Annotated in this window: 13 protein-coding genes; 7 read left to right on the forward strand and 6 right to left on the reverse strand. The window is 60.4% G+C overall.

Annotated features, from left to right (window positions below; all coding sequences use genetic code 11):
• Positions 1–280 precede the first annotated feature (280 nt).
• Positions 281–1,780 (reverse strand): sensor histidine kinase, encoded by a 1,500-nt coding sequence (locus CUU80_RS09855; protein WP_133119421.1) that lies wholly within the window; start codon positions 1,778–1,780, stop codon positions 281–283.
• Positions 1,780–2,538: a DUF805 domain-containing protein gene (locus tag CUU80_RS09860; RefSeq protein ID WP_100497163.1), complete on the reverse strand. Its 759-nt coding sequence runs from the start codon at positions 2,536–2,538 to the stop codon at positions 1,780–1,782. Before CUU80_RS09860 ends, CUU80_RS09855 begins: the two co-directional genes overlap by 1 nt.
• 160 nt (positions 2,539–2,698) lie before the next feature.
• Here CUU80_RS09860 and CUU80_RS09865 point away from each other — a divergent pair, with 160 nt between their 5' ends.
• The gene (locus tag CUU80_RS09865) at positions 2,699–3,223 is read left to right on the forward strand and encodes a PH domain-containing protein (RefSeq protein WP_165775924.1); all 525 of its coding nucleotides are present in this window, start codon (positions 2,699–2,701) and stop codon (positions 3,221–3,223) included.
• The gene (locus tag CUU80_RS09870; protein ID WP_100497165.1) at positions 3,223–5,037 is read left to right on the forward strand and encodes a PH domain-containing protein; all 1,815 of its coding nucleotides are present in this window, start codon (positions 3,223–3,225) and stop codon (positions 5,035–5,037) included. Before CUU80_RS09865 ends, CUU80_RS09870 begins: the two co-directional genes overlap by 1 nt.
• A gap of 121 nt (positions 5,038–5,158) precedes the next feature.
• Here CUU80_RS09870 and CUU80_RS09875 read toward each other — a convergent pair whose 3' ends face one another.
• The 3 genes from CUU80_RS09875 to leuC all read right to left on the reverse strand — a co-directional run bounded on the left by CUU80_RS09875 (position 5,159) and on the right by leuC (position 10,617).
• Positions 5,159–8,287 (reverse strand): Ig-like domain-containing protein, encoded by a 3,129-nt coding sequence (locus tag CUU80_RS09875; protein WP_100497166.1) that lies wholly within the window; start codon positions 8,285–8,287, stop codon positions 5,159–5,161.
• Positions 8,288–8,507: 220 nt separating this feature from the next.
• Positions 8,508–9,200, reverse strand: coding sequence for a 3-isopropylmalate dehydratase small subunit (gene leuD / locus CUU80_RS09880; protein WP_100497167.1), 693 nt, complete (start codon positions 9,198–9,200; stop codon positions 8,508–8,510).
• Between the two features lie 13 nt (positions 9,201–9,213).
• Entirely contained in the window at positions 9,214–10,617 is a 1,404-nt protein-coding gene (leuC, locus tag CUU80_RS09885; protein WP_100497168.1) for a 3-isopropylmalate dehydratase large subunit, read from the reverse strand.
• Between the two features lie 316 nt (positions 10,618–10,933).
• On the opposite strand from leuC, the gene CUU80_RS09890 reads away from it, so the two are divergent.
• Complete coding sequence (locus CUU80_RS09890) at positions 10,934–11,734, forward strand: IclR family transcriptional regulator (protein WP_165775925.1); 801 nt, start codon at positions 10,934–10,936, stop codon at positions 11,732–11,734.
• A gap of 442 nt (positions 11,735–12,176) precedes the next feature.
• Here CUU80_RS09890 and CUU80_RS09895 read toward each other — a convergent pair whose 3' ends face one another.
• Positions 12,177–13,505, reverse strand: a complete 1,329-nt coding sequence (locus CUU80_RS09895) for a metallophosphoesterase (protein ID WP_100497169.1) — start codon at positions 13,503–13,505, stop codon at positions 12,177–12,179.
• Positions 13,506–14,753: 1,248 nt separating this feature from the next.
• On the opposite strand from CUU80_RS09895, the gene CUU80_RS09900 reads away from it, so the two are divergent.
• From CUU80_RS09900 to CUU80_RS09915, 4 genes are all read left to right on the forward strand, one after another.
• Complete coding sequence (locus tag CUU80_RS09900; protein WP_100497170.1) at positions 14,754–16,991, forward strand: RNA degradosome polyphosphate kinase; 2,238 nt, start codon at positions 14,754–14,756, stop codon at positions 16,989–16,991.
• Positions 16,992–17,301: 310 nt separating this feature from the next.
• Positions 17,302–18,375, forward strand: a complete 1,074-nt coding sequence (locus CUU80_RS09905; RefSeq protein ID WP_165775927.1) for an NUDIX hydrolase — start codon at positions 17,302–17,304, stop codon at positions 18,373–18,375.
• Entirely contained in the window at positions 18,365–19,186 is an 822-nt protein-coding gene (locus CUU80_RS09910; RefSeq protein ID WP_100497172.1) for a hypothetical protein, read from the forward strand. Before CUU80_RS09905 ends, CUU80_RS09910 begins: the two co-directional genes overlap by 11 nt.
• A gap of 543 nt (positions 19,187–19,729) precedes the next feature.
• Positions 19,730–20,296 carry an FMN-binding protein gene (locus tag CUU80_RS09915; RefSeq protein WP_100497173.1) on the forward strand — a complete coding sequence of 189 codons (567 nt, stop codon included), beginning with the start codon at positions 19,730–19,732 and terminating at the stop codon, positions 20,294–20,296.
• Positions 20,297–20,323: the final 27 nt, after the last annotated feature.

Genomic DNA, 20,323 nt, shown 5'->3' on the forward strand with positions numbered 1-20,323 from the left:
CAGAAGGCCAGTCCTTAATTGCTGGACCGGAGGGGAGCCGTTAAGCGAACAGCACAGTGTGCTGTTTGTAGGCTCAGCCTGAGTGAGGCGGCAGCCGAGCGAAGGTAGGATTGAGTCTGGCCGAAGGCCAGTCCTTAATTGCTGGACCGGAGGGGAGCCGTTAAGCGAACAGCACAGTGTGCTGTTTGTAGGCTCAGCCCGAGTGAGGCGATAGCCGAACGAGGGCAGGATTGAGTCTGGCCGAAGGCCAGTCCCTAATTGCTGGACCGAAGGGGAGCCGTTAAGCGAGCGGTATCTCCGCGCCGAGCGTCCATGCACCGTCTTGGGCGCTGGTGTTGAGTATCCCGCCAAGAGCCTCGATGGTCGCGCGCTGCATGGTCAAGCCACGGCCTTGCCGATGCTTGTGCACCAACGTCTGCGATTCATCGGCGATCATATTGATTTCATTGATTCGGATGCCCTCTTGTGTGATGTCGATGAACAGGCTATAGGCCGGTTCTGCATCATTCAAGGTACGGCCGACACCGTCATCCGATTGGTCTTCCAATGCGCAATGCCGCACGATATTGGCGTATATCTCTTCCAACAACCCCATTACCGCCCGCTGCACGGCGGCAGACACCATCACACCCGGCACTGCGTTCAGCCGGCTCACGCCATGCAGCCCCAGCATGCTCATCGCCCGGTCCTGATCTTCCACATATTTTTCGATATGCGCATCGATCGGAATCCGATCGGCTGCAGATGCCACAGAAGCCACAGATTCAGTTTCAGCCGTACCGCCCATATCCGCATGTCCGACCGCATGGTCGGCCCCGATTGCCACATCCGAAATGTCCGAAGCGCCCACAGCGCCCGTGCGCAGATCTTCCAATTCCCGCTTACCGTTAAGCACGTCGATCACTTCATGCACACGATCCAGCGCATGGTGCGATCTTGCATAGATCGCGTCCAGCAATTCGGTGTCGTTGTCCATGGCCTTCGCCCGCCAAGCCAACATCGCGATGGTGGACATGTCGTTGGCCACCGAATCGTGAATCACATGGGCTAATTCCTGCTCGCGGGTGATGCGCCCGAGCAACAATTCGGTGCGTTCGGCGCGCGCGTCGGCTTCGACGGTACGCCGGAATGCGGTGCCGAATACGCGCAGGAAGCCCAGCACCATCAGGTCCAACGCCAGTGTCGCCACAAACACCACCAGCGCATACTGCGGCAACGCCGCTTCGGCATGTGTCGCAATCGTCATGCCGTCTTCGGCCATCGACTGCCGGTTGATGTCGTTCAGCGCCTCGATCACACCGCGAATGAGCCCGCCGCCCAACGAGGGGAAAGCAAACCAGGCGGTACCGATTGCGTCCAGCACCGCATAGCCCACCTGCATACCGATCGCTGGCCAGCGCGGCAACGTATATCCGATGCACAGGAACGATGCCATCAACAGGAAATCACCGGCCGTCCACCACCCCGGATGAGGCATTGCGGAGGCAATCAGGCACAGTACCGGACCGATGATGCACAACGTACGTGGCGCGAACGGCACCATAGCCACCAACACCAGCCATCCGAGCGCAAACAGCATCTGCAACGGAGAATCCGGAGGCATGATGATCAGCGTTACCACCATCGCCGCGCCCGTACACAGGCTCGTTTTCTCCAGAAAATGCGGCTCGCGGAACCATATCAGCCAACGACGCCACATGGTTCGCGCGGCGTCCAGTCCGGCCCGCGCCTCGTCTGTCTGTGTGAACTGCGTCAATCGCCCCGATCGTCTGCCAACCATCAGCGCCGCCCCAATCCCCAGCCTGCGCCGGGCCTGTCGAATCGTGCACCCAACGGATTGCTGGGGCCAATCATCAGTGTGATCGAGATGATGACCGACAGCAGCAACGCACCGAAGCACAACAGCATCGCCACAACCATGGTCTGAGCGAAAGCCGACGACGATTCACCACCGGATAAGCTCCCCACAACAACGGAAACAAGCACGGCAACCAAGCCGACAATCTGCAGCAACGTGGGCAACACCACCCACCATCCGCGGCGATTCTCGTCGTGCAGACGACGTACGGACACCGACAGATTCGATACGAACAGCAACGCCTGAGGCACTAGCTGCGCGTTATTGGCGAAATCGTCGAGCGGCGAACCGAAGAGGCCGTCACCGCCAACGTCGCTGATGCCCATCACCATGCCTATGCCATACGCGGCATAGGCAACGCCTATATTCAGCAAAATAAAGAGCAGCTGCGCCCACCAGTATTCGCCGCGGGACGCCCGACCGTGAAAATAGAACGTCTTGCGGAAGAATCGCGCGATGGCTTTGCCGAACCCGATGCCATACCACGGTGCCCACAGCGGCGGAGCGACCATGTTGCCCTGCCCGGGCACCGAACCTGTCACCGGACCAGTCACATAAGGATTCGGAAAGGATCGGCCCGCCGCATACGGATTGTCATTCGGCCGTACTGTGCCATCATGCGAAGCGTGCAAGCCCTGTGGAATCTGCTGGTCCTGTGGAGCGTGATCACCATCGTTCATCGTCAATCCCTTTCTCGCTACGTTCCACTCAACCGCAAATACGCGTTCCCGTCCAGCGGGAAGGCCCGTCAGTCAACATCTGTGGACCGGTCTCGCCGGCACACTTGCCGGACCGGATATGGTTGGGTACAGCACAGACCACAACGAGAGGAGTACGGCGATGGAGCCCGAAGAGCCCAAAAGCACCGCGCACACCGCGATCAGCGCCGCCTGGCGGCCGCTGCCACCGAGAGTACGCACGGTGTGGCTGATCAACGAAGCGATTGAAACCGGCATATGGCTGGCGGTCTGCGCCGTAGTCGCCATCATATGCGCCGCAAACGGCTGGTGGGGAGTCTGGCAGCGGCTTATCGTCACCCTGGCGGCAACCTATGCGGTGTTGGATCTTGCGTTTCAGCCGCTGCAAACCAAGTACCGCTACGCCTTCACACGATTCCGTATCGGCGAGCGCGATCTCGCCACCCGCAAGGGTTGGTTGTTCCGTCGCTCCATCACTACGCCATACACACGTGTACAGCATGTGGACACCAAACAGAATCCGGTGCAGCGGCATTTCGGTCTGACCACCGTGGTGGTGCATACGGCAGCCGATGAGCATGAAATCGCCGCGCTGGACACCGCCGAGGCCGAACGCATGGTGGCGTTGATCACCGAACGTGTGGCCATGGCAAAGGACGATCTGTGATGGCAGGCGGTCAGTACAGCGCATCCGTGGGCAACAGCGGCCCGGCCGACGGCCAATCCAACGGCCGGCCCATCACCGGTTGGCGCATGCTGCACCCGGCCGGACTCATCGTGGCGATGGTCTCCTCGGTACGCGGCATCATAGGTCTGTTCATCACGTTTCTGGTCATCTTGCGTCGGGAGCTGAGCGGCACAATCATCGTATTGGCATTGGCGTCGGCCATCGTCGCCGCGCTGATCCCTCCCATCATCGAATGGTCGACCACCCGTTACCAGCTTGGTTCGGATAATCTCTCGTTCACATCCGGGCTGCTGTTTCGCAAGCATCGCACCATCAGCTACGGCTCGATTCATACCATCAGCAGTTCGTCGCCGGTGTATCTGCAACCGTTCGGCGTGGTGCAGCTCACCGTTTCTGCGGCGGGTGCGGCAGATGCGGATATCCGATTGACTGCCGTGCCTGCGGTACTGCAATTGGAGCTGGAGCAGTTGCGCGCGCGGGCCCGTACAGCACAGGCGAGCACCATGCAGTCCCGCACGACTGTCGCGTCGTCCATTCGCAACGCAACCTATGATCCCGCCTACACAGCCGGCCCCATTGCGTGCGTCGGCAAGTCCGCACCGTCCGCGGATTCGCGTGGCCAAGCTCCGGTGTTTCGTGCCTCGGTGAAGGATATTCTGCTGTCCGCCGTCACCGATCTCGGGTTCCTTGCAGCCGCGTTCGTGATATACGGGTTCATACAGCAGGTACAGGAGATTCTGCCGAAGAGCATGGTGCGCCGAGCCGAACAGTCGGTGGGCGACGCCTTGACAGGCGGCGTGCTGTCCGTCGTGATGCTTGTGCTGGTCTGTGTAATGACACTGATGATGGTGAGCATCGTCACCTCGCTGCTACGATTCTATGGTTTTGAGGTGTGGCGTCGCGGCGACGATCTGGTGGTGGTGCGTGGACTGTTCACGCGCCGCACATCCACGATTCCGGTCAGTCGCATTCAGACGGTGATGGTCCGGCAGTCGCTGTTGCGCCGGCCGTTTGGCCTGTGTTCGGTAGGGGTGGGATTGAGCTCCTCAGACAGTGGAGCACACGACGAAAACTCTATTTCCGCAGCCCGTATCCTGCCGGTGATCAGCACGCGCCAAGTCTATACGGTACTGCACGATATGCTGCCGGAATGGGACGTGCGGGAACCGGGTTCCGCACATGGCCCGGCAATCCGCCATACCGGCCGCGGTCTGCTGCGGTATTACCTCACGATGCCAGTGATATTGACGCTGGCCTTGATGGCGCTCGTCTGGCTCGGATCAAATGCCGCTGCGGCAACCGCATGGCGCGCCTCGCTTGCCTTGCCGGGTCTCGGATGGCCCTGGTGGCTGTTATTCGTACCCTTGTCGTGCGGGTTATGGCTGGTTGCCTGCCGTTGGCTCAAATACCGGGAAGAGGGATATGCAATTCCCGACGAACGCTTGCGCAACGTCGAGCAGGAACCCCCATACGAGATCTCTCACGAGCCCGTGCCACAGGCCCTCGGCGTTTCCTCCTCGCCTGATGCTGCATCAGCATCGGTTCCTGACATTGCCGCGCTACCGCATCGCATAGTAGTTTCGGGCGCAAGCACATTGAATACGTTCGTGATGATAACCCGTCGCTCGCGTGTGCAGTCGTTCAAGCAATCGACCACGTTATGGCGTGAACCGCGCGGCATCTTCAGCGTGCGGATGCTGCTGTTCGTTATGAACGGCATCAGCGAACTGCGCTTCCTGTTCCTCGATCGTGAGGATGCCGACGTCCTCGCTCGCTGGTTCGACGGACAGTGAGTGGTCGAGCGAAGCCAAACTTACGACAAAGGGCCTTCCGGTGAACCCGGAAGACCCTTCAGTCAATGTTGAGAGTGGCTGAGCATCAGGCGCCGATCACTCAGCCGATATCTTGCTGGCGTCAGTGACGCTGGCGCTTGGCCACAGCCAGTACCACCACGGCGATGGCGGCCAGAATCACCACAGCAGCGGCGATAATCGCCACATTCGTACCGGTGTTGCTCAACTTGTTCTTGGCAGTGTCGGTAGTCGTGTTGTTCTTGGCGGTGTCGCCCTTGGTAGTGGTGTCGCCCTTCGGCGTGGTCGGCTGAGGCTTGGCCTCGGCCTTCTTCACAGTCACGGTGGCGGTGACGGGGAACTCCTCGCTGCCGACCTTGCCCTGCACCTCGAACGTACCGACCTTGTTGATCAGCGCGGCATCATAGGATTCCCACTCAACTGCGGCGGGAACCTTGTCGCCGTTGGACCAGATCACGTTGATCTGTGCGGGCAGCTCCGGCTTGGTGCCGACCGTGGTGGTCAGCTCGAACTGGCTCTGCTCCACGTTGGACGGGGTGGCCGGCTCCACAGTCACCTTCAGGGTGACGGTCTGGCCTTCCACTGCGCCCTTCACGTCGAAGGTGCCGCCTTCGCGCTTGGTGTAGTCGGTGAACGTGTTCCACACGATGGCTTCGGTGGTATCCGAACCGCCGTCGCTCCAAGAGACCTTGGCGTTCTTCGGGAAATCAGCGGACGGATCGGTGCCGGAAGGCGTGGTCAGCGTGGTTTCGCCATCGACCACCGCACCGGTGACCGTGGCGCTGTGCACGGTGACATCCGCCTCGACCGTGCCGTTCCAGCCTTCGACGGAACCGAGCACCTTGACGGTCTTGTCCGCACCGGAACGGTTGGAGAAGTCCACACCGTTGGTGTTCCACGTCACGGCGACCTGCGTATCGGCAGCGCCGTTCGACCAGTGTGCGTTCACGGTTGCGGGCAGCGTCGGCACCTTGCCGGCTTCGGTTTCGGCAGTCGCGTTGTCAACGCCGGTGATGGTGGCCTTCACCACGGTCACCTTCCACGTAACGGCCTTGCCTGCGGCAGTGCCGGTGAAGGTCTGATCGCCGGCCGTCTCGAAGGAGGCCGCGTTCGGATCGGCATCGGCATTCCAGACGATGGTCTCGTCGGACTTGTCACCGTTGGACCAGGTCGCCTTGACGGTGGTCGGGATGGTCGGCTTGACGCCTTCGCTGACGGTGGCCGCCTTAGGCTGAGCAATGCCGGTCACGGTGGCCGCGTTCACGGTCACGTGCGCGGTGAGCTTGAAGCCTTCCGCAGTGCCGGTCAGATCGTACTGGCCGCCCGCACGGTTCTTGTAGTCGTCCTTGGATTCCCAAGCGATGGTCGCGTTGGTGGTGTCGCCGTTGGACCATGCCAGCTTGGCGGTCTTCGGCAGCTTGGAGGCCGGGTTCGTACCGGAATCAGTGGTCAGCGCGGTTTCCGTGGTGCCGTCGGCAAACGTGGCACCCGTAGCCTTGGCGGGGTTGACGGTCACCTTGATGGTCACGGTCTGATCGGACTGGCCGTTGGCCACGCCCTTGACCTCGAAGGAACCACCGTTGCGGTCCTTCCACGTGTTCGGCACAGCGGCCCAAGCCACCGGCACATCCTGGCCCTTCTTGCCGTTGTCCAGATCGGCCTTCACGGTCGCGGGCAGCTTTGGCTCGGTGCCGGAGTCCACGGCGATGCCGGCCGGGTTGTAGACCTTGGTCACCTTGGCGTCCACCACGGTGACCTTCCACGTGACGGGCAGGCCCTGAGCCTTACCGGTGAAGGTCTGATCGCCCAGTTCGTCAAAGGTGGCGGCAGACGGATCCTTGCCGGCGTCCCAAACGATGTTCTCATCGGTGACGTCGCCGTTGGACCAGGTCACCTTGGCGGTCGGAATGGAGCCGAGAGCGCCGCCCTTGACCACGGTGGTCGTGGCCGGGCTGGCGGCCTTGGTAGCAGTGGCCGGGGTGACGGTAACCTGTGCGGTGACCGTCTTGCCGGTGTCGCCGACCTTGCCGGTCAGCGAGTAGTTAGCACCCTCGCGCTTCTTGTAGGAATCGTTGGCTTCCCATGTGATAGCGACGTTGTTGTCGGAGCTGCCGTTCGACCAAGCGACGGTAGCGGTGGCCGGCAAGCTCGGCGCAGTGCCGGAAGCGGTGGTGACCGTGGTGTTGCCGTTCGCGGTGACGCCGGTGATGCTGGCGGCCTTAACGGTGAGCTTCAACGAAGCGGTCTTGCTGGTACCGGCGACGGTGCCCATCACGGTCAGCGTGCGCTGCTTGCGATCGGCGTTCCAGTTATCCGGCACATTCCACGTCACGGCAGCTTGGCCGGTGGTGCCGTCGTCGTACGTCACGGACACCGTAGCCGGCAGATTCGCGGGCTTGGAGGTACCGGAGTCCACGGTCATCGCAGCCGGGTTGGTGACCGACTGGATGCTGCGCAGTCCAGCGAGAGCCTCTTCAGGGGTCTGCGTGGTGCCGGTGGTGTTTCCGTTGCTCTGAGCGATTTCCAGCACAGTGACAATCGCGCCCTTCCAACGGCCGCTCGGGACCACGGACACGCCGATACCGGCGATATCGGCATAGGGGAACACCTCGGTGAGGTAATGGCCGTAGCCCTGACGGTTATAGGACAGATCAGCCGCAGAAGCGTTCGGATTTTCGATTTCGTAGTTCAGCTCGCTGTACCACGAATCAACCGGGTTGTACGAGTTATAGCCAAGGAAGCCGAGAGCCAAAGCTTCTGGACCGAAATGATACGTGCCCGCAGGATTGCTGTAGTTGCCGAACCATGACGGACGGCCATTGGTCATATTGTCATGGGACAACGGCGTTTGGGGGTTGCTCACCGCACGTTGCGCCAGCTCATCGGCGCGTGTTTGCGCCCACTTCATTACATCGCTGTTGACCTTCAGCGCCGACACGGCAGAGCCGTCGGCAACGCCATCCGGAATCTGGCTAGCAGGGATTGAGGAATTGTTATCGGCCTTCTGAGCTGCGGCAATCTGTTCCTTGGTCAGTGCGCGGCGATCAGTACGAGCGCGCAAGGCATTCAGGTCCTGCACGTACTTCAACGCCTGCACTACATTGGCATTGGCGCTGGCGTCCGTGCTCAGGCTTGCATCCGCAGCCTGCGCGGGCAGCACGCAGAACAGCATGGCAAGGCTCGCCACGGCAGCAGCGATTCCGGCCAATCGTCGTGTGATGTTCTTCGACATCGTCTCTCCAAACTTATGTCATGATTTTCCCGGCCTAAACCACATCCGAGAGCATCGTTGCATACAGGGAAAAGTATAGGTCTTTCCATCGATAGGCAGAAGAGCCGTTTTCCCGAGCTTCAGACCAGCCCCACGCAAACCCACAAACTCGGCTCAAACAAAAAGGTGATGATGGTCAGCAACCATCATCACCTGATATGCAAATTCAAACAATCGCAAACTAAATAATGCCGCGATCGGCTAGAGGTCCTGCCCAGTTGCTCTCTTCCGGTTCGCGGGCGGACTGGATTTGCTCTTCCGGCCAGTGCTTGGCGGGAATGGTCTTGGGCTTGAACGGGAACTTTTCGGCGCGCATCTTCTCGTAGGCGGCGATATCGTCCTCATGCTGCAACGTCAGATCAATGTCGTCGTAGCCGTTCATCAGACGCCAACGCACGTAATCGTTCACCTCGAACGGCAAAGTCACATCGCCGCAGGTCACGGTGCGGGTCTCCAGTGAGACGGTCATCTCACGGCCCGGCTCCTCTTCGAGCAGCTTCCACAGCAGCTCGACGGATTCCTGCGGCATGATGGCGGCCAGCACACCGTTCTTGGCGGTGTTGCCATAGAAAATGTCGGCGAAGCTCGGGGCGATCACCACACGGAAGCCATAATCATGCAGCGCCCACACGGCGTGCTCGCGGGAGGAGCCGATGCCGAACTCAGGACCGGCCACCAGAATCTGGCCCTTGCCGGCATATTCCGGCTGGTTCAGCACAAAGTTCGGGTCGCGACGCCAGGCGTAGAACAAGGCATCATCGAATCCGGACTTGGTCACACGCTTCAAAAACACGGCCGGAATAATCTGGTCGGTATCCACATTGGAGCGACGCAGCGGCACGCCCACACCGGTCAAAGTAGTGAGTTTTTCCATAATCAGCAGTCCTTTACAGATCGGCGGGAGACGAAATCGTACCGCGAATGGCGGTGGCGGCGGCCACAGCCGGCGAAGCCAGATGCGTGCGCGACCCCTTGCCCTGACGGCCTTCGAAGTTACGATTCGAAGTCGAAATCGAGCGTTCGTTCGGCACCAGCTTGTCCGGGTTCATGCCCAGGCACATCGAGCAACCGGCGTTACGCCACTCAGCGCCGAAGTCCTTGAACACCTTGTCAAGGCCTTCCTTCTCCGCTTCCAGACGCACGCGGGAGGACGCCGGCACGACCAGCACACGGTGAATCGAATCGGCCTTGTGATGCCCCTTCATAATCGCGGCGGCCTGACGCAGATCATCGATGCGGCCGTTGGTGCAGGAGCCGATGAACACGGTGTCCACCGCGATGTCCTTAATCGGCATGCCAGGCTTCAGACCCATGTACTTGATCGCGCGCTCGGCGGCAGAACGCTCGGTGGCATCGGCGATCGTGGCGGGATCCGGCACGTCGGCGGTAATCGGCAGACCCTGACCGGGGTTGGTGCCCCAAGTCACGTACGGCCCGAGCTTGGTAGCGTCGATGTCCACCACCTTGTCGAATACAGCATCGTCGTCGGTCTTGAGCGTCTTCCAGTACGCCACGGCCTTGTCCCACAGCTCACCTTCCGGCGCATGCGGGCGGCCCTTCAAGTATTCAAACGTGGTCTCATCAGGCGCGATCATGCCAGCACGGGCACCGGCCTCAATGGACATGTTGCACACGGTCATGCGCTCGTCCATCGTGAGGTTGCGAATGGCCTCGCCACGGTATTCGATCACGTACCCCTGGCCGCCGCCGGTGCCGATCTTGGCGATGATCGCCAAAATGATGTCCTTGGCTGTGGCGTCCGCCGGCAGCTTGCCATTGACGTTGATGGCCATGGTCTTGAACGGCTTCAGGCTCAAAGTCTGCGTGGCCATCACATGTTCCACCTCGGAGGTGCCGATGCCGAACGCCAGCGCGCCGAACGCACCATGGGTGGAGGTATGCGAGTCGCCGCACACGATAGTCATGCCCGGCTGGGTCAGGCCCAGAATCGGGGCGAAGGCGTGTACGATGCCCTGATCGGCATCGCCTAGCGGGTGCAGTCGCACACCGAATTCCTTGCAGTTCTTTTCCAGCGTGGTCAGCTGCAGCGCGCTGGTTTCATCCGGATTCGGACGATCGATATCCACGGTAGGAGTGTTGTGATCCTCGGTGGCAATGAGCTGATCGACATGACGCGGCTTGCGGCCGGCCAGACGCAGGCCCTCAAATGCCTGCGGGCTGGTGACCTCGTGCATCAGCATCAAGTCGATGTACAGCAGATCGGGCGCACCGTCGCTGCCCTTGCGCACCAGATGATCGGCCCAGACCTTCTCGGCCAGTGTCGTTCCCATAGTGTTTCCTCCAAAAAATTCCGCGCGAGGTATTGTGTTCGCGCCTTGTTCGTGGTAATAGCCTAAGTGGTCCCGATAGGGGCGGCCATGCACAGGCCGGATATTGAGATACCTATAAAGTAGGTGTAAAAATACGTTGCTTTGTCGTCATGTTGCCGACGCTCTATCGACGGATTGCCGACGGATTGCCGACGAATCATCGGTGAAAATCGCATCGAGATAGCTCTGCCGCGGCCCGCGCACGCGCATGATCACCTCGTGAGACACTTCCTCGATTTGGTATTTCACTATGTGAGATGGCATAATCGCCTCTATTATGACTGATTCCGAAGAAGAACCGCTTGACAACAATTTGACCGCTCCCGAGCAGGGTGATACGACAGCCTCGAAGGACGACGGAGAGATTCATTCCGGCGTCGGCGTACTTGACAAGACTGTGAAGATTCTTGATGCGCTGGAGTCCGGCCCTTCCACTCTGGGCCAGCTGGTCGCCGCCACCGGCCTCGCCCGCCCCACCGCACATCGCCTGGCAATCGCACTTGAGCGCCATCGTTTCGTGCTGCGCGATCAGCACGGCCGTTTCGTGCTGGGCTCTCGTTTCGCTGAACTCGCCGCAGCCGCCGGCGAAGACCGTCTGCTGACCGCTGCCGGCCCGATTCTGCAGACCTTGCTGGACCGCACTGGCGAATCCGCGCAGATCTACCGGCGTCAGGGCGATCAGCGTGTGTGTATTGCCGCCGTAGAGCGTGCCTCCGGTCTGCGCGATTCCATTCCCGTGGGCGCCATGCTGTCCATGGAGGCCGGCTCTGCCGCACAGATTCTGCTGGCTTGGGAGGATTCCGACCGCCTTCATCAGGGACTGCGCCACGCCAAGTTCACCGCGACCAAGCTGGCCGCGGTCCGCAAGCGCGGATGGGCCGAATCGGTCAACGAGCGTGAAGATGGTGTCTGTTCGATTTCCGCGCCGATCCGCAATGCCTCTGGGCAGGTCATCGCGGCAATCTCGATTTCTGGCCCGACCGGGCGTATGGGTGCCGCCCCCGGACGCCGTTACGCACCGCTGGTGATGGCCGCCGGCAAGTACCTGACCGAGGCGTTGGTCAAGGCGGTTCGCTGAGCGGCTGATCCGGCGGATTCGGCTGGTCCGCCCCGGTCCGGCGGCTCTGCGGATTCCGCTGATCTGCCCCCGGTCCGTTTGGCTCTGCGGATCTCGTTGATCCGCCCGGTTCGCTGCCCCAGCGCGGAATCCGTTTCGGTGCATACATATCCAGATATGGAATAGCGAAGGGAGCGTGCCAGTTTTCGGCATGCTCCCTTTGTCAATGGCATCGGGAATGAAGCCATCCTGCCAACCGGCGGCGGCGAGACTGCAATAATCTTGCTTATGAGCGACGGTCCGCCAGCGTTTGGCATAACAGCTTCGCTCACACCATCGCCAGCGAGGTTTCCCTGCCAGTCTTGGCAGCCGACCACCGCAACGGCCACCGACCTTCAGTATTCAGTTCGCAAACTCCAGTTCGCAAATTTGCGGGCCTTGCGGTTATGCAATATTTATGCAGTTACTTGAATAATCCAGTCAGCTGGCTCCACAATGATGGCCTACGCAGCAGATCATCGCCTTCACCTTCGCCGGGAGCAGCCTGGTTCACGGCGAAGGTATATGCGCGACGCGAGCTGGGCTTGCCCACAAGCTCACCGAATTCCAGAAGTTGGGTGCGCGGCTCATACGGATGGCGGATGTCGAATTCAATCAACCTCACGGCTCGTTTGGCCGGGGCCGGGCCATAGGTGTTGAACCCGCATGTAGGCGTGGTGGCCAAGAGCAGCCCCTCATACTCGCCCACGAATCCATTGCGGTGGTCATGACCAGCAGACACGCCTATATAGCCTTCGCTGTCGTGCAATATCGCGAACTCCTCTGAACGGTCCGGGCAGGAAATGCCTTCGCCGAGGTAGCCGCCGGGCTGCACGCGCTCATCATCCAAGGTGTAATAGGTATCCGCATGATCACGATAGCCTTGCATGGCAAAGGCCGCAGTGGCCGCCACCGGCTTGAGCACCTGATAGTACTCCGGCAGCGGCATGTGTTGGAACACCACGGATTTGGCACCGATCAGCCCCGGCACCTTGCGCAGAAATTCCATGGCCGCCGCCGAAGGCGTGCCGAAACCGCCGCCATGCACATAGTCGCCGGAATCCAGCACGACCAGTCCAAGCGCAACCTTCGAACCACCCATATCCATCACGGGCAATGCGAACGTGCCCGGCTCCTGTGGGTTGGACGTATATATGGTCTGCTGGGGCAGCATCGGCTCCAGGACATTAGCGGCTTTCGGCGGTTCCGGCTTTTCCTCCGCACTTCGCGCCGTGCTCGTCGAAGTCGCTGGATTCAGGCACCCCGGCAGGTCACGATAGATATCATCCAATTGCGCATTGCTCAGACCGCACTGAAAATCATGATTGCCGTAGGTTATGGCCCACGGAATTCCGCGAACGGCAAGCGGTGCCGTCAATTGTTCAGCGGCCTGACGCACCAAGGCGCGAGTTTGCTCCAGCGCCGATTCGGCAATCGGCTCTTCGCTCCAACGACGTTTGCGGAAGGATCCCGCGAACGCCGGATCGTAACCGGCGATCTGATTGCCGGAGAAGATCACCACGTCAGGCCGAGCGGCGTCCAAACTGGCTTCGAGAAGGGTAATCGTGTCTTTGGCGATTTTCGGCCCATCCTGCACATCCGCAACTTGTAGCACGCGGAATTTGCCGGAATGATGAAACTGCAAACGTCCCAAACGCGCGGAAATAGAGACCGGTCGGTCGTCATCCGCATCGGCAGGCCTGATGCGGGGTTTGGTCGACATTCCTTCTGGAGCACGCTGCATTTCCGTCATGCTCACCACTGTAGCTGTTTCGGCTTGCTTCCGCCGCACCGTTCGCGGATGCCTCAACACGATTGACGCATCAATGGTTCATTGTCACTGATTTCAGTGTCACTGATTTCACAGCGTTTCATAGCCGATTGGCGGTTCATTCCACCGCCTCTTATGAGACGCCGAGTTCCATGGCGCCCGCGAACCGTTGGACGGCTTGCACCGCCCCTTTACCGGGAGACCTAGAGAGATTCCTGCAATGCCTCAAGACCGATTGAACCGTTTCACCACGCCCGGCCACGATGCAACGCCGAGTCCCATGGCACCTCGCGGCCGGCTCATCAGTCTTTCCCGGTTCTTTCTCGCTTACAAGGGGTGGATTCCCGTTGTCCGAAATACCTATCTGCGTTACAAGGGGTCGCACCCCGAGTATCTCCGACCGCAAAATGCCGCAAAACGGCGTAATGACGGTGACATATAGAGCCAATAGAGGGTGTTCTCGTTCCGGCACAACCCCTTGCAACGCAGATAGACTTCCGCGCAACCGGTGTACCTACCCCTCATAACCAAGTTACGCCTCGCAATGACTCCACAATCCCCCGCTAAGCCCCATTAGCTCCCCGAATCCAAGGATGACGAACACGAATACGGGACCAGCACCGATTGGAACGACTTCCGCGCCACGCCCCATAGAAAATAGAAATCGGGCGACTGGGAAACGGAGTCTAAAACACCACGTTTAGTTCCTATAACCCTAAAAGTTCCTATAACCCAAGGCTTCTATAACCCAAATTTTTCGCCCGACCTACAGCACACAAACGAAAAGGCCCGCCGGAGCGGGCCTTTTCTTCTCAAGAGCAACTACTGAAGCAGAATCTCTGCACAACATCATCGTTGTAACGGTAAGTCTTTCCAATGCCCGTCCAACGTAACAGTCCTCGTGACCATACACTACTTGTGGGCTCTGCTCTGTTCAGTTGTTCTTGTACCTCATAATCTATTCACCGCGACAGATTCCTGCAACCTGCACACCGGCAATGTTCGGTTTTTATCGCAACTGTTCAATCGCACTTCGCCGCTCGCCGCAAACGAGCAGAAGCGTTCGATTCGAACCCGTATGATGTTCGCTCATGTGCGATTCCGTGAATCCACCGGCGTGTCGCACACACAACGCCCTTCACGCCCCACCAAGGCAATCCAATATGAACGGCTCCTGAATTTTGAGCGTTCACTAGGTTTCCGGCCACAGCAAAGCTTACGATATAGGCTATGGCACAGATATTTGACGCACCCTCAAAGGCAATTCTGCGAAGCCAAATCGCAGAGCATATTGCCGAAACCGACAAGAACGACCGCCGCGTCGATAAGGAAGGCGAGGCACCGCTGCCTCCGGACCGCTTCTTCGACCGCGAACTGAGCTGGCTCAAGTTCAACCAGCGCGTGCTTGAATGCGCGGAGAATGAAGACCTGCCCCTGCTCGAACGCACCAATTTCGCCGCGATTTTCGCCTCGAACCTCGATGAGTTCTTTATGGTCCGCGTGGCAGGCCTGAAGCGCCGCATCGACTCGGGCATCGCAGTGCCGTCCGCCGCGGGCCTAAGCCCGCGTCAGCAGCTGCGCGCCATCAGCGAAACCGCGCATCGTCTTCAGGACGAGCACGCGCATTACGCCATCGACGTGCTGCTGCCCGCACTGGAGAAGGAACACATTGTTCTGCTGACGTGGGATAAGCTCACCTCCTCCGAGCAGGAACGCCTCTCGCGTTACTACCGCCAGCAGGTGTTCCCCGTGCTCACCCCGCTCGCCGTGGACCCGGCCCACCCGTTCCCCTACATTTCCGGCGGCTCCATCAACCTTGCCGTGATCGTGGAGAACCCGTCCTCCGGCAAGTCCCACTTCGCCCGTGTCAAGATCCCGGGCAACCTGCCGCGTCTGGTGCCGGTGGACGATATGACGGACGAGGAGTCCAAGGACGAGCGTTACGGCTTCATCACGATGGAGAAGCTCATCGCCGCCCACCTCGAATCCCTGTTCCCGGGCATGATCATCAAGGAAGCCCGCTCCTTCCGCGTGACTCGTAACGAGGACATCGACGTGGAAGAGGACGACGCCGAGAACCTGCTCAACGCCATGGAGAAGGAACTGCTGCGCCGCCGCTTCGGACCGCCGATCCGTCTGGAGATCACCGATTCCACCAGCCCGTTCCTCTCCCAGCTGCTCGCCGACCAGCTCGGCGTGAGCCAGGACGAGGTCTACCGTCTGCCGAGCCCGCTGGATATGACCGTGCTCTTCGAGCTCGGCGGTGTGGATCGCCCGGACCTGAAGTTCCGTCCGTTTGTGCCGACCACGAACCGTCAGATCGCCGAGGTCGAGTCGAGCCGTGCGCAGGACATCTTCGCCGCCATCCGCGAACGCGACATCTTGCTGCATCACCCCTACGACTCCTTCTCCACGTCCGTTCAGGCCTTTCTGGCACAAGCTGCTGCGGATCCTAAGGTTCTGGCCATCAAGCAGACGCTCTACCGAACCAGCTCCAACTCGCCGATCATCGACGCATTGATCGATGCCGCCCATGCCGGCAAGCAGGTGCTGGCACTGGTGGAGATCAAGGCGCGCTTCGACGAGGACGCCAACATCGCTTGGGCCCGCAAGCTCGAACGCGCCGGCGTGCACGTGGTGTACGGCATCGTGGGCCTGAAAACCCACTGCAAGCTCATCGAGGTGGTGCGTCAGGAGGCGGACGGCCTGCGCCGTTACTGCCATGTGGGCACCGGTAACTACAACCCGAAGACCGCGCGTCTGTACACCGATCTGGGTCTGCTGACCTGCGACCCGGTAGTCGGTCAGGACCTCACCCGACTGTTCAACCAGCTCTCCGGCTACGCACCGAAGTCCAGCTTCCACCGTCTGCTGGTGGCCCCGCGTACCGTACGCACCGGCCTTATCCAGCGCATCCGCCGCGAGGAGGACGCCGCCCGCGCCGGCAAGGAAGCCTGGATCAAGATCAAGTGCAACGCGATCGTGGATGAGAAAACCATTGACGCGCTGTACCGCGCTTCTCAGGCCGGCGTCAAGATCGACATCGTCGAGCGTGGCATCTGCGCGTTGAAGCCGGGTGTTCCGGGCCTGTCGGAGAACATCCGCGTCCGCTCGGTGCTCGGCCGATTCCTGGAGCACTCCCGTATCTACGCCTTCTGCAACGCAGACGGCCCGCAGATCGGCGAGGGCCCGTCGTCCGGCCCCGAGGTGTATATCGGTTCCGCCGATCTGATGCACCGCAACCTTGACCGCCGCGTGGAGGCTCTGGTGCGCATCACCGCCCCGGAGCAGATCGACGAGCTGATCAAGTACGTGGATCTGCAGATGGCCGACTCCACCGTGAGCTGGCATATGCAGCCCGACGGCACCTACGTGCTGCACACCAAGGACGACGAAGGCCGCCCGTTGGTGGACAGCCAGGAGTACCTGATCCGCAAGCACACGCGTCGTCGTCGCTCGCATAACTGACGCGGCTCGCATCCGCCACGATCGGCTTTGCACAGGGAATGGTATTCCGCACGCCAACCTCTCTTCGCCGAAGAGGGACTGGCGTGCGGAATACCATTCGAGTCGTTACGTCAGCGTCCACGCAAAAGCGCACCCACCCTCAGTGTGAACGCTAACGTAAAACGCTGCTACACTGTTTCACGGACAGATAGCGATTGATGCCCGGCCTTCCGTACTCATACGGGAGGCCGGGCATCGTCGTTTGGTAAGCACAAACTACGTAGCGGCAGTTGGTTTTGCCCTACAATGACCAGTGATGGGTACCAACACAATGAGACATATCGTAGAGGCCGCCGGCGGCATTCTGTACCGCTGGAAACCCGGCTATGCGCCTGCGGACAGCAACGTTGCATCGACCTGCGCACCATCAAATAACGTATTGCACTACATCGAGCTGTGCATCGTGCACCGACCGAAATACGACGATTGGAGTTGGCCGAAAGGCAAACTCGATCCGAACGAGTCCGCCTTGCATGCCGCGGTTCGCGAAATCGGCGAGGAAAGCGGACTGCCGGTCGCGCTCGGCCCGTATCTGGGCGACGTCTCCTACCCGATGTCCGAAGAAGGCAGCAAACATCGTCACACGAAAGATCTCGCCAGCGACAGCAAGCACGTACGATTCTGGATGGCCACGCCTATCAGCGCCGACGACGACGCCAAGCGCACGAAGGCGTTCGGCCCGGTGCATCGCGCGGACGTAGGCGAGATCGACCAAATCGTATGGCTCACCCCCGCCGAGGCGCGCAAAAAACTTACGCATTCCACCGACCGCGACATTCTGGCGACGTTTGTGGACCGTGTCGAAGAGGGGGCACTCAACGCTGTACCGCTGCTTATCGTGCGTCACGGCAAGGCCGAGGCACGCAAGATGTGGAAAGGCACGGACGCGAACCGGCCGATCACGCCTCGTGGCGCTGCCGCCGCATATGCACTGAACCACGAGCTCGCCTGCTTCAATCCCACCCGTCTCACGACATCGCCGTGGATACGTTGCATGGAAACGCTGCAAACGTACTCGTGGCAGACTGAACGCGAAATGGTTACGCTGGATGCGCTCACCGAAGATGCGTACGCCGATAATCCGGAAGGCGCGTGGGATTGTTTGACTCACGAAATCGACCTGATGCTCGCCCGCCGCGAACCTACCGCGATCTGCATGCACCGGCCGGTGATCGGCGGCATGTTTAAGCAACTGCGCGGATTGTGCGTCTCTAATTCGCTGGCCAAACGATTGATCGTCAAAACACCGTTCATGCCGACCGGTTCCGCTGTGGTACTGTTCATCACTCCGGGCGCCACGCCCTCCATCATCGATATTCAGAAAGTGCAACCGCTTGTCTACTAGACCCGCTTCACCTGACTCGTCCAATTCGTCGGCAGCCGCCGCTGCGGCGCATGCTTCGCGCGCCTCAACGGTCGGCGGATTCGGCCCGGGCTTCGGCTCACTGCGCGCAGCCGGAGGCGCGTTTGGCCCGGCACGCCTAGGATCATCACGTCCGTCACGCCCGGCACAACTTGACCCTGGTGTGGCCGACGGATTGGCCGGCGGCATGGACCCTCAGGCCATGAGCGAGATGAGTCACCTTTCCGCCGCGGCCCTGCTCGACCGCGTGCGTCACAGCGAGGATCCGGAAGTGGTGCAACGCGTGTTGACGCTGGTGGAAACAGTTGGCGTAGACGAAATCGCCGAGCTATGGAGCGACGCCGAGCCGGATTCGTTGCCCGGCGTACTGTGGCGACTGTACATGTTGCGCACGTGGATGCGCTCGAACCGTGACGCAATCGCCCGTCTGTGGCGACTGGGCGAACCGGTGGCCACCACTGCTTCCGCCATCGCCGGAGTGGATCAGGCACCTACGGAAGACGATATCGCGCGACTGGCTGATTCGATTCTGTCCGGTGCGTTTGTGGGCGATTTCGCCGTGGCGCTGGAGCGGGCGGCCGCCTTTACTGATGTCGTAGCGTTGGGTTTGCGTGTGGAGGCACGACGCATGGTCTCTCGGGCCGACGCCAATGGCGGTTTTGCCTCATCTTCTGACGAAAAAATAGTACGGACCAAAGCCGCTCGCCTGATGCACACCAGCGCCAACCTCATGACCACCGCAAAAGCCTTCCAACACGGTGCCAATCTCTGGCGCCGCGGACGGCTGGAGTAGGACGGAGCGCCTGGAGGTGCCGAGACGTGGGTCGGCGTGCCAACATCACGTTGCACGCTATACTAGGGATTCGCGTCGGGCCGTGCTTAAGCCCCGGGCTCCATTTTTTGCCGCCGCGAGCGGCCCTTGCGCCGACAGGCGCTTTCGCGGTCCGACGCTTTACACTTCATCTTTCAAGTAATTCCGCAAGGGCCGCGAGCCCCTCCGGTCCTGCAATATCCGACTCGCCTACGGCGAGACCCAGCATCACCCTCGCTCGGCTACCACCTCACTCAGGCCGTCACTACGGACAGCACACCGTGCTGTCCGCTTAACGCTCCGGCCCGCGCCGACAGGCGCTTTCGCGGTCCGACGCTTTTCTTTTATCTTCATATTGGCGTGAGATAGTTCACAGAAGCGGGTGTTTTCAGCGGGCTTTCAGAAAGTGTTGACCACGTCTTCAGTCCCAACCGATTACCCTCGTTGGTAGATCAGGGGTTTTCACAGCGCCTCGCCCGTTTCCACGGCGACGCAGATATACGCTTTTTTCATGAGGGGACAACCATGAAGACTTTCACCCGTACGGCCATCGCAATAGTGGCCGGATTAGCAATCATCGGCGACGCATTCCTGCTGTTCGTCAAACCGCATCTGGCTCAGCAATCCACGTCCACCGGTTTGGCGACGGCCGGCACCGAATCTGGCGCAGGATCCACGAATTCCAACGATGCAGGCACCACCGACGGCACATCCAACAATTCGGATTCCGCATCCGGAAGCAACTCCGCCGACTCTTCGGGCACCGCCTCAGACTCATCATCCGACTCATCAGACTCATCCTCGACCCTCACGGACGGCACTTACACCAGTGTCTCCACGCCGAACGAATACGGCGAGATCCAACTTCAGGTCAAGGTTTCAGGCGGCAAAATCACCACCATCACCACGCTCAAGGTTCCCACACACGGCCGTTCGCAATCCGTCAACGCTCAAGCGATACCCGAGCTCACCGAACGCGCCATCAGTGCGCAAAGCGCGGACATCCAGTTCGTCTCAGGAGCCACCGAAACCTCCACCGCCTTCGTCAACTCGTTGCAAGACGCCATCAACCAAGCGCTCAACGCCGACTGACACCCGTTTTACGATCATGCAAAACCG

Source organism: Bifidobacterium scaligerum (assembly GCF_002802865.1).
Classification (GTDB): domain Bacteria; phylum Actinomycetota; class Actinomycetes; order Actinomycetales; family Bifidobacteriaceae; genus Bifidobacterium; species Bifidobacterium scaligerum.